Raw genomic sequence first — 15372 nt, 5'->3', positions numbered from 1 at the left:
AACACAGATGAAGTCACAGTATCTAAAAATTATTCTTGCACTGTCCCTTATTGCAGTAATTTTTATTGCAAGGCTCTCGTACTTACAATTATTTACGGACAGATATGCGTTGAATGCGGCGAACACATCCATCAAAACCGAGTATATCATTCCACCAAGAGGTGTGATTTTTGACCGTAATGGCAAAATATTAGTTGGCAATCAGCCCGCTTTTGAAATTTCTTACACCGCGGCGCTTCTAAAACCTGATTTTGATACATTAGGCTTTTGTAAGTTAGTTAATATCTCCAAGCCAGTTTTTATCCAAACCGTTAAAAACATTGAGCAGGAAAAGTATTATTCCCGCTTAACTCCAATGACTTTTATGAAGAACCTGAGCCGCGAAGATATGGCCAGGATTCAGGAGCTGATTTTTAAATATCCGGCATTCAGTATTGTTCCCAGGCCACAACGTCAGTATGAGATCAATACATCTGGCAATCTTTTGGGTTATACCAATCAGGTGAATGACAATGATATCAAAAAAGATTCGCTCTACTACCTTCCGGGTGATATAGCAGGAAAAAGTGGGATTGAAAAAGCTTACGAAAAGGAATTGCGTGGTGAAAAAGGCATGAAATATATCCAGAAGGATATCCGCCAGAGAAACATCGGTTCTTATAAAAACGGAGAACTGGATAAGGAGGTGGTCACGGGCAAAGATTTGACCTTGACCATTGACTATGACCTTCAAAAAATGGCAGAAGAAATGCTGGTGAATAAACATGGAGCTATTGTTGCGATTGATCCTAATAATGGCGAAATCCTCACTATGGCAACAGGGCCGGATATCGATCCCAATCTTTTTACAGGCCCTCAAAAATCTCATAACCTTTACAAACTGGCGAACGATACCATTTATGAAAACAAACCCACGTTTGACAGGTCTGTTCAGGCAGCTTATCCACCAGGTTCCACCTTCAAACTGTTGACAGCTTTGGCCGCTATGCAGATGGGCGTGATGACGGATAAGACTGTTTTCCCATGTGGTGGTGGTTTTAATTACAGAGGCCTCAGGATCAAGGGTCATGGTGGCGCAGATCCGCTTATCCCTTCTATTCAGGTTTCCAGCAACTGTTATTTCACTTATGCCTACCTTAATATCCTGAATAAATATCCGGGAAATCCATCTAAGGGTGTGGATGAATGGAAAAAAATCCTAAACAGCTTTGGTGTCGGCGAATTTTTAAATAATGATTTGGCTGTGGGTGCTAAGGGGAGAATCCCATCGGGGGAGTTTTATGAAAAAAGGATGGCCTCGATTTACAAAGCCAATGGCTCTAAAAAGGATCCGAAAAACTGGGATCCCTTGGCTACAGGAGCCGTCTTCAATGGTATGGGGCAAGGTGATGTGATGCTGACACCCTTGCAAATGGCTAATGCAGTAGCGGCTATCGCAAACAAAGGTTGGTATTTTACGCCACATATTGTCAAGTCGATTGACGGTAAGCCTAACCCAGATCCTAGATTTAAGAAAAAGCATTTTACAGCAGTGCAGAATCCGGAGTTCTATAAGGTAGTTCTTCAGGGTATGGAGGCTGTTATGCTAAGGGGAACCGGGCGGGGACTTTTGTCCAAAGACTTCACACAATTAGCCAAAACAGGAACTGCCCAGGTGCCTCAGGGTAAAGATAATTCCATTTTTGTGTTGATTGCGCCAGCAGATAAACCCAAGATTGTTGTGGCTGCAGTTATGGAGCATGCCGGATTTGGTGCTACATGGGCAGGACCAGCGTGTACAACTATTGCTGAAAAATATGTGACCGGAGAATTGAAAAGAGAAAATCTTTATAAAAAAATGATCACCTCCAGCTTTATGCCCGAGTACAAGCGCCAGTATGTGGCAGACATGAAAAGAAAAGGGTGGTACAAAGAGCCTGCTGTGGACACCGTAAAGTTGAAAAGAATCAAAGATAGCCTTAAAGCCATTGAAGATAGAAAGCTTAAATTGGATAAAAGTGTAAATCATGTTAAACCTGTAAAATCCGACGCAAGATGAAATGGGCAGAAGGTATAGATAAGTTAGGCATCACATTATATATCTTATTGTGTGTTTTCGCCATAACCAATATTTACAGTGTAAAGGCAGAACTAGGGGAGAAGCAGCTTATATTCTTTGGACTTTCACTTGTCGTTGGCTTTATTATATTCTTAATGCGGACAAAGTTTTTTGAGAATATGTCAGCCATAATTTATGTAGGTGGCGTTTTGTTGCTCGTAGGGCTTTTTCCTTTTGGAACAGAGATTTTGGGGCAAAAAAACTGGTACAAATTTGGAGGCTTTACTATGCAGCCCGTAGAATTTGCTAAAATTGGGACGGCCTTGATGCTGGCTAATTATGTGTCCAATCCCGACTTTAATATTAAGAATAAAAGATCCCTCTACACTGCGATGGCCATTATCGCGATCCCCGGTGTAGTGGTGCTGATGATTCCTGATGTGGGATCCCTACTTGTATTTTTTGCATTTCTTATGGCCTTGTATAGGGAAGGTCTTTCCGGATGGTTGTTTGGGACTATATTTGTTTTTGCAGCAATTTTTTTAATTTCTATTGCCGTAAGCCCAATTTATATAGTATTAGCAATATTGGTTATTGCAGCAATCCTTATCTTTCTTAATTTTTACAGAATCAGCTGGAATATCATAAGTATCATTTCTATAGTCGCGACGATCGTAACCTTTTGCGCGCTATCATTTGCATCTCCTTTTATCCTTACAAAATTACCGAAACACCAACGTGAACGATTAGAGGTGCTTTATAAGGGCGAGAAGGCATTCCGCGATACTTCGGGATATAACCTGCTGTATTCAAAAACAGCGATTGGCTCTGGTGGGCTTATGGGTAAAGGCTACAAACAGGGCTCGGTAACCCAGGGTAAATTTGTACCGGAACAGGAAACAGACTACATCTTTTGCACCGTAGGTGAGGAGTGGGGTTTTGTAGGTAGTGTCACTCTAATTATCTGTTATGCGGTTTTTATTGGACGTATCTATTACCTAGCTGAAAGGCAGAAATCGACATTTAACCGCGTATTTGGGTACAGCTTTGCATCCATCTTATTAATTCACTTTTCGATTAATCTTGGGATGGTAATGGGGCTCTTTCCTACAGTAGGTATTCCTTTACCGTTTTTCAGTTATGGAGGTAGCTCGCTGTTGGCTTTTTCCATTATGACATTCATATTTTTCAAACTGAATTATGCCGATAAAAACAGTCTCGTTTAATCAATGATCATCATCAACAATAAAAAAACGCATCTGAAAAGATGCGTTTTTTATTTCTAATTGTCTCTTCTAGAATTCCATTTGGACTTCCAGTTTTTCTGCCAAGAGCTGAGATATTTTATTTTTCAAAGCTAATATGTCAATATTCTGCATTGCATCATTCGCAAAAGCATACAATAGAAGTGCTTGCGCTTCTTTCTTAGAAATCCCTCTGGCTCTCAGATAAAACATGGCATCTTCGTTCAACTGTCCTACCGTACAACCGTGGGAACATTTAACGTCATCTGCAAAAATCTCCAACTGAGGTTTTGTATCAATAGAAGCCCCTTCATCCAGTAGAATGTTGTTGTTTTGCTGATATGCATTGGTTTTCTGCGCCACTTGATCTACAAATACCTTTCCGTTAAAAACACCGTGCGATTGGTCTTTATAAATGCCCTTATAGTTTTGATAAGATTCGCAATTCGGTTGTTTGTGATGAACGGCAGTATGGTGATCTACAGTTTGGTTTTTCCCGATAATCGTAATCCCGTTCATAAAAGAGTTGATATTCTCTCCGTTATGAATAAAATCGAGGTTATTTCGCACCAATTTTCCACCAAAGGAGAACGTATTCACCGTTGTAAGAGAATCTCTTTCCTGCTTTGCAAATGTGTGGTCAACAAGGTAAGAAGTGTCACTGTCATTTTGCAGTTTGTGCCAGTCTGCTTTTGCATTTTTACCTGCAAAAATCTCGGTCACCGAATTGGTAAACACAAACGATTGATCAAAGTTATGATGGCTTTCTATGATTTCCACCTTGGATCCTTCTTCGGCAATCAGTAGATTCCTGGTATTGTAAAATGTATTTTCAGTTTGGTTTTGAGATAAGTAAAAAACGTGAATTGGTTTTTCAATCGATGCGTTTTTTGGCACGTTTAAGAAAAATCCTTCTGTAAAATATGCCAGATTCAGATTGGTAAAGGCCAATTCAGGATTAGCAATCGTGTTGAAATACTGATTAAAAACTTCCCCATTTGCTTCATCATTTAAAGCATTTTGGATTGAAAGCAACTCCACATTCTGAATCGAAATTTTCGAAAGTTCTTTGTGAAGTTTGCCGTTGATAAAAACAATCCAGTCGAAGTTTTCTTCACCCAAATGTAACTCATCCAACTGCTCCTTGGTAATTTGATGTGCTTCCGAAGGGCTGAAATTATAGTTTTTCTCAGTAATTTCCTTCAGATTGGTATACTTATATTCTTCGTCTTTTTTAGTTGGAAATCCTTCATCTTCAAATTTATGAAGTGCATTTTTTCTCACATCATTCAAAGAAGATTGCGGAAGCGATTCCAAAAAAGAAGTATGTTGATCTAAAATTTGTTCAAATAAAGCCATTGTAATGGTTTGATTTTGCATCTTTCGATTTGTTTTTGTCATTCCTCTTCAATCATTTTCGATGGGGAAGACAATCATTTTTATTAATTCAAAAGCCAGTCGTATCCTTTTTCTTCCAGCTCCAGGGCAAGGGATTTATCACCTGTTTTGATGATTTTTCCGTCTGCCAAAACATGGACAAAATCTGGTTGGATGTAGTTCAAAAGCCTTTGGTAATGCGTGATGAGAAGAACCGCGTTGCCTTGGTTTTTAAAATGGTTTACACCTTCGGAAACTATTCTCAATGCGTCGATATCCAAACCTGAATCGGTTTCGTCTAGGATTGCCAATTTAGGATTTAACATCAGCATCTGGAAAATTTCATTTCTTTTTTTCTCACCTCCCGAAAATCCTTCGTTAAGTGATCTGGAAAGAAAATCTTTCTTAATGCCCAATAATTCTGACTTTTCGCGGATCTCCGCAAGCATTTCTTTCGCCGACATATCTTCCAAACCATTTGCTTTTCGGTTTTCGTTAACTGCAGCTTTGATAAAGTTGGTAACCGAAACACCCGGAATCTCTACCGGGTATTGGAACGAAAGAAAAATCCCTTTGTGAGCACGCTCTTCGGGAGCATCTTCTATGATATTTGCACCTTCAAAAAAGATGTCGCCGTCCGTCACTTCATAATCTTCTTTTCCTGCAATAACAGAAGAAAGTGTAGATTTTCCGGCACCATTGGGTCCCATAATGGCGTGAACTTCGCCTGGTTTTATTTCAAGATTAATTCCTTTTAAAATTTCTGCGCCATCTTCTATTTTGGCGTGTAAGTTTTTGATATTTAACATTTTAATTATATAAATTACCGCAAGGCTAAACAAGTTTAAATTTAATTGCGCTTATGTTTTTAAGTTATACAAAGGCGTTTCACTTAGTTTTGAAATACAACATTAGTCTAAGCCATTTGCAATTCTTCTGACTCCATTTTTAAATAATTGAGAATTGAAATTCAACAACATTCCCAATTTATAATGTCCCAATCTCAAATAATTTTTCAATTGAGCTGCGTGAAAGTTATTCAAACTTTCCACAGATTTTATTTCCAAGACTACTTTATCTTCGACAAGTAAATCCATTTTAAAAGCTCTAGGTAAGGTTAATTCATCATAAACAATATCTAAGAACTTTTGTTTTTCAACTTTCAAACCTGACTTCTGAAGTTCGTAAAATAAACAATCTTCATAAATACTTTCAAATAATCCGATTCCTAATTTTCTGTGAACTCTTAATCCACTTTCAAATACAATTTTTGAAACTTCATTTTCATTCATTTGTCTTGTTTTTCACAAAGATAAATGAATTATCTTTTATAATTTCTTTCAACGCAAGGCGAGACAAAGAATTTATTTTAAATGTTGATTAAGATAAACAAAGGCATAAAACTTAATGAAGTAATACTAAAATTAATAGTCTTACTTCGATAAGCAAAGCGGCTTTGTTTCTCCTTAAAATATTTTCAAGCAAAAAAGAAAAACTTTGTTTCGCTTTGCGTGAAAATATTACCCAACTGAACCTTCCAAAGAAATTTCCAATAATTTTTGAGCTTCGATTGCAAATTCCATTGGAAGTTTATTCAAAACTTCTTTACTGAAACCATTCACGATGAGAGCAATTGCTCTTTCCGTATCGATTCCTCTTTGGTTGCAGTAGAAAATCTGATCTTCCCCGATTTTTGAAGTTGTAGCTTCGTGCTCCAATTGTGCTGTCGGATCTTTGATTTCAATATAAGGGAAAGTGTGCGCGCCACAATTATTGCCCATTAGTAAGGAGTCGCATTGGGAAAAGTTTCTCGCTCCCTTCGCTGTAGGCATTACTTTTACCAAACCTCGGTAAGAGTTTTGAGATTTCCCGGCAGAGATTCCTTTAGAAATAATGGTTGATTTGGTATTTTTCCCAATGTGAATCATCTTGGTACCAGTGTCGGCATATTGATGCATATTGGTAACCGCAATGGAATAAAATTCACCCACCGAATTATCACCTTTCAAAATGCAACTTGGATATTTCCACGTTACGGCAGAACCTGTTTCCACCTGAGTCCAGGAGATTTTGGCGTTTTTCTCGCAAAGTCCTCTTTTAGTCACGAAATTGAAAACACCACCTTTTCCTTCTTCATCACCTGGATACCAGTTTTGAACCGTAGAATATTTGATTTCCGCATTATCCATCGCAATCAGTTCCACAACAGCGGCGTGCAACTGGTTTTCATCTCTTGACGGTGCTGTACAACCTTCTAAGTAAGAGACGTAGCTGCCTTCGTCTGCAATCAGCAAAGTTCTTTCAAACTGGCCGGTTCCGGATTGGTTAATTCGGAAATAGGTTGACAGTTCCATCGGGCATCTAACGCCTTTTGGAATGTAGCAGAAACTGCCGTCCGAAAATACTGCAGAGTTTAAGGCGGCATAAAAATTATCACCCCTTGGAACCACTTTTCCTATATATTTTCTAACTAAATCCGAGTGGTTTTTAATCGCTTCGGAAATTGAACAAAAAATAATCCCTTTTTCTGCAAGTGTCTCCTGGAAAGTAGTTTTCACAGATACAGAATCCATTACAATATCAACAGCAACACCAGAAAGCCTTTTTTGCTCCTCGATGTTGATGCCCAATTTTGCAAAAGTGGCCAACAATTCTGGGTCAACTTCATCTAAACTTGCCAGTTCTGGTTTTACTTTAGGTGCTGCATAATAGCGTATCGCCTGGAAATCGGGTTTTACATATTTGATATTGGCCCAATGTGGTTCTGTCATCTTCTGCCAGATGCGGAAAGACTCCAAGCGCCATTCGGTCATCCATTCGGGCTCTTCTTTTTTTGCAGAAATGGCACGAATGACATCTTCGTTTAACCCGATCGGAAAATCTTCGTAATCGATTTTCGTTTCCCAGCCAAACTCATATTTTTTATTTTCTAAATCGACCCTTAAGTCGTCTTCTGTGTACTTTGACATTAATTAAATAATTAAAAATTAAATGATTAAAAAATTAATTTCTCTTCCTTATGTCTGTTTTTGACAGATAATCAATAAATTTTGATAATTGTATCGAAACCATTTTAGAATCATTAATCAAATTTTCTGTATCCTCTTCAAATAAAATATGACAAAGATTCAACATATTTCTAACCTCTGCGCAGCTTCCTTTTGAATATTTCAAAAATCTTATAAACTGAGCATTGTTATTGTACTCGCTGCCTTCCGCAATATTGTTTGATATTGAAAGTACAGCTCTCTTTAACTGATTGCAAAGTTCAAACTCTTTTCTAAATTTTTCTCTGTTTAAGAGTTCATAAATATTTTTTGTGAGATTAATCGTTAACTCATAAACTTCAAATTTTTCAAATTCTCTAGTCACTCACTAATTTTTTAATCTTTTAATAAATAATCTGCTAATACTTAAAGAGAAAAACTTTCCCCGCAGCCACAAGTTCTTGCAGCATTTGGATTGTTAAAGATAAAACCTTTGCCATTCAGTCCTCCGGAATATTCCAAAGTAGTTCCTGCCAGGTAAAGAATGGATTTTTTATCCACAACAATCTTTACACCGTTATCTTCAAAAAGCTGATCGGTTTCGTTTTTAACATTATCAAACTTAAGAACGTATTCCAAACCGGAGCAACCTCCGCTTTTCACGCCCACTCTTATATAATCTGTTTCAGGATTAAAGCCCTCCTCACTCATCAGCTGAGCTGCTTTTGCTTTTGCCTGATCGCTAACTTTAATCATTGTTTTTATTTAGACTGATTTTAGTCTGCAAAAATACAACATAAAATCCGCAATCTCAAATCGACGGCATCTATTTTAATGATTTTGAATATTATCGTCATCTCTAATTTGTAATTGATAATCAGTATTTTAATAGATTAACACCAAGTTTTATCAACAAATATTAATTCCGCTAATACTAATAATTAACTTTGCCGATATAAGTTAATCTAACAATCTGACTATGACGAAGATTATTGCACTAATGATGATTATGGTTTTTGGTATATATTTTGGCCAAACCGAACGTTATATCTATCAAACTGAAGCCAATCCTGACACGATCAACCTTGTGGATATGAAGGTGGAAAGGACTTTTTTGGATGTTAGCAAAACAAACTCAATGTTTACAAGCGAGAGCAAGCTGTTGCGAGATTCGTTAAGAAGCGTATTAAAATTACAGGAGAAATCCGATTTAAAAAGGTCTAAAAAAGATAAATCGGACTTTCCTAAACTGGCCAATGGAAAAGTAATCCAACCTACTTTTTTTGATTATTTTATTTTAAAAGACCTCAATAATAATACTGTTAATCTGGTGGAGAATGTTGGCCCAAAACAAATATATTATCAGGAAGACCGCAAGATAAATTGGCAAATTTTACCTGATACATCCGATTTTAAAGGTCACAAAATTCAGAAAGCAGTCGTAAGTTTTGGAGGTAGGCAGTGGACCGCTTGGTTTGCGCCAGATATCAAAATATCAGATGGGCCTTACAAATTTTGTGGGTTGCCGGGCTTAATATTAAAACTGGAAGATGACCGAGGCGATTATAGGTTTAGTTTTGTGCAGAAAATTATAATCCCAAATGCTTTTCAAGAGGAAATTGCGGCAGATGCCAGAAAATCGAGTCGCATCAATTTTAATGGTGATAAAGCGTCTGTAAAAATGGAATTTTCTAAGAGCAAAGACTCAGAGATTAATTTTGACAATTTTAATCCTGGCGGAGGGCGTGGCATGCATCAGCGACATGATATGATGAATGGCGGAAATCGTGGGATGTCGAATGGAGAGATGGGAAGTGCACATAATATAAGCGGAATGCAGAGAGGCTCCTCAAATCAAAATGTTAACTCAATCAATATTGGTAATACAAACCCAATTGAAATAAATAATAAGTAACTATATGAAAATTTTAAAATTGTTAGGCATCATTGCTATGCCTCTGTTAATGGCACAGCAGAACACACGCTTCGTATATCAGGTGACAACCACGCCGGATTCTACCAATGCAGATAGTAAAAAAACCGAACTGGCTTATCTGGACACCAATGGAAAACAATCTTATTTTTATGCAGAAAACACTTTGAAAAGAGACTCTGTAATGGAGCGTATGCGTGCCACAAGAAATTTTGATCGTTCCCAGATGGAAAACTTAAGAAGCAATCTGCAATTTTCTGTAGACAAAGATCTTGGGAAACAAATTATTACTTATAAGTCAAGGATAGGTCGGGATCAATATTCTTATAACGAAACGCCATCTTTCCAGTGGAAAATTTTGCCTGAAACGGTAAAAATTGGAGAGTATGAAACTCAGAAGGCAGAGGTTAATTATGGCGGTAGAACCTGGTATGCGTGGTTTACACCGCAGATTCCTTTGCAGGATGGTCCTTACAAGTTTTCTGGGCTTCCGGGGCTTATTGTAAAAGCTCAGGATGCAAAAGGCTATTATTCGTTTGATCTCATGCAGACCAAAAAAATTGCCGAATTGCAGCAGCCACAGACCAGAGGGCAGTACATAAATATTGCAAAAAATAAGTATAATGATTTAGAGAAAAAATTTCAGAAAGACCCGATCAGCTTTTTTAATTCCCAAAGAGGAGGCGGAGGCTTTGGACCCGGCGGGAGAGGTCCTTCATTCGACCCAAAACAAATGCAGGATATGCAAAAAAGGATGGAAAATGAAATTAAAAGCCGAAATAATCCCATCGAATTAAAATAAAAGAAAATTTATAAATCACCCATGCCCTCTTGTTACAAACTAGGTGATTTATATTGTTGATGAAATCAGTTTTAAATTTTATTTGAGTTGTAAAGAAAGCTAAGGTTGAGAGATCATTAATGTAAAATAAATCCCATATAACAATACAATGGCGACCTTTTTGGTCGCCATTTTAGTTATCTTGAATTTTTTCTCTGTTGTTGTATCGGTGTTGAATCAGGATTTATAGGGTTATCATCGCCGCCAGGCCTTTCGGGACCAGATACTGTAGGAGATGCTGGTTCTATGTTTTGAGTAGTAGTCTGTGGGTTTTCTTTTGCGTGTTCCTGCTGAATAGGATTTTGCGAAACATTATTCCCATTCTCATCGGTAAATTCCATTTTGACATCAGTCTTCAGGTATTTGAGGAGTTCTTTAGCCTTTTTACCTTCCGGAGTTTTATCATAATTCAGGGCGATCTGTTCCAGCTGCAGTATCATAATCTCTTTACCTGCTGTTTTACCTGCGTTGTAAGCATTAAGAAGATAGAATTTAGGGATCAGAGCATCTTTTGGATTATCTGCAATCGCTTTTTCTATAATGGCAGATGACTCTGCGTATTTTTCGGTAACGTAGAGCTTGTAAGCCTCATCATACAGTTTTTCAACGTTTTCCGATGACTTATTAAGGTCTTTACTTTTAGGATTTTTTACAAATTCTGCATAGGATGTGTATGGGTATTTTTGAAGAATAATCTGCTTTGCTTTTTCTGCTTCCGCAGGATTTTTTTCATAATTAAATACAAAAATATTGTATAGAGCCTGTTGATCTGTTTCTTCGTCAGGTTTACTTTCAACCAGATTAAAAAGTGTTTTGGTGGCCAGTTTGGTATTGCCAAAGAAGTTCTCATACATTCTTCCCATTCCTAGGCTGGCTGTGTCTCGGTCTTTTTTCAGCTTGTCGAGATCGGTTTTTGCAGTAGGGATTTTCTCAATATAAAATTCAGGCTCCAATCTTCTTGGATCCGGAGTGGTTGCCACACCAAGAGCTTCATTTTTCAGATCCTTAATCGTGGCAGATTTGGCAGAGTAACGCCAGTTATCAGACAAAGTTCGGCTTCCCCACGTTTGTTTAAAGGCCACTTCACCTCTTGGGATATTATTGGTATTGGCAAAGTAGAATGTAGATCCACTGGTGTTAATTCCAAAATTCTGAAAACTATTGGCATCAGAAGAATTATTTGCAAAAATCGAATTAGCGCTGTAGTCACCGTTATCAAAGCCTTTCCTGTGCTCGGCTCTCTTTTTCTCTAACTCTTCAGCGGCTTCTTTTTCTTTGATCTTATCAATGTATTTGGTGAAATAAGCCCGTTTTTCATCTGGACTCATCTTAGCCAATGCTAGGATGCTGTCATTTTTTTTGACAATGTAATAATTCTTTGACAGTTTTTTGATGTTAGATGTCAGCTCTGTTAGTCGGTCTCTTTCGGGTTTGTAAGTCATTACTGCCAATGCGCTGTCATAATAGACACCCGCTGTAAGATAATCATCCTTAGCAAAATATTTTTTAGCCAATTCCGAGTAAGTTAAGCCTCGGATCTGTGGATCGGATTGTTTTTCTTTCAAAGCTTTTCTGAAATAAGAATCAGCTATAGAATCCTTTGCTGCTGAGGTGGCAATAAGTCCTGTGGCGTAATATAATTCATTTTTACGGGATGCGTAGGTGCCTTTTTTGGCAATTTTGTCCAGATAGGCCACGGCGTCTTCATAACTGTCTGCTTTACCATCAAATGTTTTGGCTATTTCTATCTGAGATTTTACCTCAAACTCGTAGCTGTTGGCATATTTATAAGCGGTTGCAAAAGATTCCCTAGCTTCGGCTTTTTTACCAAGACTGGCAAGGATTTGTCCTCTTAGAAAAGCAATGCGGCTGCGTGTTTTCCTGTTTTTGTTAAAAGTAAAAGCTTCATCCAGCACTTCGGCCGCCAATTCTTTTTTGCCCCATTTTAGAAAGTTGTCAGCCTGATAAACTTTTAGGATAGCCTTGTTCTCCTTTGTCAGTTTAATTTTGGGGTCATCTTCTAGTCCGCGGAACACTTCGTCTGCACGGTAATACTCTTTGAGTTTGCTGTAATTGACGGCCTGATAAATTCTTGCCAAAGGCAGTCGCTTATCCTTACTCATGGTATTGAAAACATAGCCAAGAGCATCAAGGGATTCCAGATATTTGCCCTGATACATTTTGGCTTTGGCCAATAGGATGTATGCGTCAAAAATTTTCTTATTTTTTTCCACACCATTTACCATTACCGAATATTTGGAAATAGCCTTTTGTGCCTTGGCTTCTGCAATTTGTAGTATAGATGCGCCTTTGCTTCCTGCCTGGCTGCGGGTGTTAGCACCACCATTAGCTCCAAAAGCGTTTTCACTAGCTCCCCGCATTCCACGTGGACCCATCTCTGTGTCAGAAAAATTGCTTGCCGCCGCCGGTAAGTTTTGTAAATCGGCAGTGTTGTCATCTGTTGTGTAAACAGAGATAAAAGGATCGTAGAAGTTGTCTGTGTGGGTTTTGTCGCGGGTTTGCAACTCCGCATTCAGTGCTTCTTTGCTATTGAATAAGGTGTTATAATAAGTCATGAACCGGTTTACAGGTCCACTTTTGGTTTTCTTTTTTTTTGTTCGTGGGTTGCAAGCCACTACGCTTAAAACAGCGATTATGATTAGTAAATATTTTCTCATCTAGTTTAATTCAAATCACTACGGAAGGTTGATTTGTAAAAATAACGAAATTTTGTACGGAAAATTATCTAAAGAGGGTGGTTTTGATTAATTATAGGAAAACAACCCATTTCTTTGAGCTCTTTATAAACAAGATCTGTAGGCAATCCCATCACCGAATAGAATGACCCATTGATATTTTTAATCTTTGCCATACCCAACCATTCTTGGACGCCATAGGAACCTGCTTTGTCAAACGGTTGATAATGATCAATATAAAAATTGATTTCGTTTTCGCTCATTTTATCCAACTCAACGTCGGTTTTGCTGGTTTTGCTGACTTCGGAATTATTGGTTTTGATGGTAAAAGCGGAATAAACCTGATGCGTTTTCCCGGAGAGATTTTTAAGCATTACAAAAGCCTCTTCACGAGATTTTGGTTTAAGGAGGATCTCTTGCCCCATAGCGACAATTGTATCGGCGGTCAAGAGGATTTCATCTTCTCCAATAACCTGAGCGTTAGCTTTCTTGGCAGAAATATACTCGGCGATATATTGTGTTTCCAGGTCTTTTGGGTAAGATTCGTCTATGTCTATTTTTATGGTTTCGAATTGATACCCCAATTGGGACAGCAATTCTTTCCGCCTGGGAGAGCTGGAGGCTAATAACAGTTTCATGGTCTGTACTAATGATTTTATCGAAAGAAGTGAAAAGGTTTTTAATATTTTATGCTGATTTTGTTTCTTCGTCAAGATTCCATTTTCCCTGAACTTTCATGACTTGTTCTATTACATCGCGCACAGCACCTTTACCTCCAAAAACTGGTGAAATGTAGTCTGAAATAACTTTCACTTCCGGGACGGCATTGGCGGGACATGCGGAGATGGCCGCTAGTTTCATAATCCCAATGTCCGGGATATCGTCGCCCATCATCAGGACTGCAGAATCATCCAGCTGGTATTTATTTTTAAATTCCCGATAATCTGATACTTTATGTGATGACTTAGCGTAATAATCTTTGATGCCAAGATATTCCATACGGTTTTTTACCATCGGGTCGTTACCTCCAGTGATGATACCGATAATATAACCTTGTTTGATAGCCTGTACCACAGCATAACCGTCTAGCACGCTCATAACGCGTGACATATTTTTGTCCGGCAGCAAATAGACGCTGCCATCTGTAAAAACGCCGTCCACATCAAAAACGAAGGCTTTAATATCTTTAAGTCTTGGTAAGTAACTCATCCTGATTTATTTAATGATTTTGCATAAAAAAGTCCCCAAATTTGAGGACTATAAAAATAGGTATTTATACAGAAACTACGGGTAAAGTGTTGGCTCTATTTTGTTGTTGTCATTTTTAATCTGCTCTTTCTGGCTTTTTTCCATAGAGCGCAGCATTTCAGAATTATCGGTAATTGCCTTACCATTCATATTCATACTAAATTTAACATTGCCCTGCGAAAGCATCTGTTTCATCTCCTTTACAGGATCATTTTTATATTCTTTCCATTGTTTTTTGAATTGCTCCTCGGTCACTTCAAGTTCTTTTCCACCTAAACCAACAGATTTCACAGTTAGGCCACCTTTGTTACTTCCCAAATCATTTTTACCCACTTTTTCCACTTCATCAAATTTTTTGCTGCCCACAAATTTGAACTGATGGGTTCCCGTAGCATCTTCCATTTCCAGAATCAGTCCGGGAAGCCCATGAAACTTATAGGGGCCATCCTGAAACGGGAAATCCTGAGAAAACCAGGCTGTCCAAGACCTTCCTCCAAAATCGAGAGTGGCTTTTTGCACCTCAAATTGATCAATCTTCTTTTTGTCCGGCAGTATTTTCCATGGCATGGGGCTTTCAGTTTTTATGGCATACTTAGACATACCTGTGGCAGTGTGAAGAGTGGTAACAAAATCGGGGTAGGTCTTGTCCACTGTGTAGGCCACTTTACCTTCTTTGCCTCCATTGTAGCTAAAATTGCGTGATCCCATGGATATTTGTTTGTCAAAATAGGCTTGCCTTGTAGAATCACTCACAAATTTTTGACGGCTGTAGAACTTGCTGCCATCTTTTTTGATGTCCAGATACATGAGTTCTGTATCGGCAGAATCTTTTTTGTTGAGATTGGGGACAAACCTGTAGTCATACATGATTCTTGTTCCTTGTGCGAATGAAAAAACGCTGAAGAAAATCGAGAAAATAAATAATGTTTTTTTCATACCTAATAATTTAGTGATTTAAAATTAATGAAAATAAAAGGCAGCCAACCAGGTGAACTGCCTTTTTATAAA

At 38.0% G+C, this 15372-nt stretch carries 14 protein-coding genes; 4 read left to right on the top strand and 10 right to left on the bottom strand.

Features of this window, described 5'->3' with window-relative positions; genetic code table 11:
• Positions 1–7: 7 nt before the first annotated feature.
• Both AC00Y6_RS02250 and rodA read left to right on the top strand, forming a co-directional pair.
• On the top strand, positions 8–2038 hold the full coding sequence (locus AC00Y6_RS02250) for a peptidoglycan D,D-transpeptidase FtsI family protein (RefSeq protein WP_474488988.1): 2031 nt from the start codon (positions 8–10) through the stop codon (positions 2036–2038).
• A complete protein-coding gene (rodA, locus tag AC00Y6_RS02245) occupies positions 2035–3264 on the top strand; it encodes a rod shape-determining protein RodA (RefSeq protein WP_474488987.1) in 1230 nt (409 codons plus the stop codon). The genes AC00Y6_RS02250 and rodA overlap by 4 nt, the downstream gene beginning before the upstream one ends.
• Before the next feature lie 69 nt (positions 3265–3333).
• Here rodA and sufD read toward each other — a convergent pair whose 3' ends face one another.
• The 6 genes from sufD to AC00Y6_RS02215 all read right to left on the bottom strand — a co-directional run bounded on the left by sufD (position 3334) and on the right by AC00Y6_RS02215 (position 8402).
• Complete coding sequence (gene sufD, locus AC00Y6_RS02240; protein ID WP_474489144.1) at positions 3334–4641, bottom strand: Fe-S cluster assembly protein SufD; 1308 nt, start codon at positions 4639–4641, stop codon at positions 3334–3336.
• Positions 4642–4724: 83 nt separating this feature from the next.
• Positions 4725–5468, bottom strand: coding sequence for a Fe-S cluster assembly ATPase SufC (sufC, locus tag AC00Y6_RS02235; protein ID WP_474488986.1), 744 nt, complete (start codon positions 5466–5468; stop codon positions 4725–4727).
• Between the two features lie 102 nt (positions 5469–5570).
• Positions 5571–5951, bottom strand: a complete 381-nt coding sequence (locus tag AC00Y6_RS02230) for a GxxExxY protein (protein WP_474488985.1) — start codon at positions 5949–5951, stop codon at positions 5571–5573.
• A gap of 228 nt (positions 5952–6179) precedes the next feature.
• Entirely contained in the window at positions 6180–7628 is a 1449-nt protein-coding gene (sufB, locus tag AC00Y6_RS02225; protein WP_474488984.1) for a Fe-S cluster assembly protein SufB, read from the bottom strand.
• Between the two features lie 34 nt (positions 7629–7662).
• Positions 7663–8031, bottom strand: coding sequence for a four helix bundle protein (locus tag AC00Y6_RS02220; protein WP_474488983.1), 369 nt, complete (start codon positions 8029–8031; stop codon positions 7663–7665).
• Between the two features lie 41 nt (positions 8032–8072).
• The gene (locus AC00Y6_RS02215) at positions 8073–8402 is read right to left on the bottom strand and encodes a HesB/IscA family protein (RefSeq protein WP_474488982.1); all 330 of its coding nucleotides are present in this window, start codon (positions 8400–8402) and stop codon (positions 8073–8075) included.
• A gap of 223 nt (positions 8403–8625) precedes the next feature.
• Between AC00Y6_RS02215 and AC00Y6_RS02210 the strand changes: the two genes are divergently transcribed.
• Entirely contained in the window at positions 8626–9561 is a 936-nt protein-coding gene (locus AC00Y6_RS02210) for a GLPGLI family protein (RefSeq protein WP_474488981.1), read from the top strand.
• A gap of 4 nt (positions 9562–9565) precedes the next feature.
• Positions 9566–10381, top strand: a complete 816-nt coding sequence (locus AC00Y6_RS02205; RefSeq protein ID WP_474488980.1) for a GLPGLI family protein — start codon at positions 9566–9568, stop codon at positions 10379–10381.
• A gap of 176 nt (positions 10382–10557) precedes the next feature.
• On the opposite strand, the gene porW is transcribed toward AC00Y6_RS02205, so the two are convergent.
• The 4 genes from porW to AC00Y6_RS02185 form a co-directional block, all read right to left on the bottom strand.
• Positions 10558–13098 (bottom strand): type IX secretion system periplasmic lipoprotein PorW/SprE, encoded by a 2541-nt coding sequence (gene porW, locus AC00Y6_RS02200; RefSeq protein ID WP_474488979.1) that lies wholly within the window; start codon positions 13096–13098, stop codon positions 10558–10560.
• A gap of 68 nt (positions 13099–13166) precedes the next feature.
• On the bottom strand, positions 13167–13754 hold the full coding sequence (locus tag AC00Y6_RS02195) for a Maf family nucleotide pyrophosphatase (RefSeq protein ID WP_474488978.1): 588 nt from the start codon (positions 13752–13754) through the stop codon (positions 13167–13169).
• 49 nt (positions 13755–13803) lie between these two features.
• Positions 13804–14325, bottom strand: a complete 522-nt coding sequence (locus AC00Y6_RS02190; protein WP_474488977.1) for a KdsC family phosphatase — start codon at positions 14323–14325, stop codon at positions 13804–13806.
• Positions 14326–14400: 75 nt separating this feature from the next.
• Entirely contained in the window at positions 14401–15300 is a 900-nt protein-coding gene (locus AC00Y6_RS02185) for a GLPGLI family protein (protein ID WP_474488976.1), read from the bottom strand.
• Between the last annotated feature and the right edge of the window lie 72 nt (positions 15301–15372).

It is taken from the genome of Epilithonimonas sp., assembly GCF_056329745.1.
This window is presented reverse-complemented; position numbering and strand designations above follow the sequence as displayed.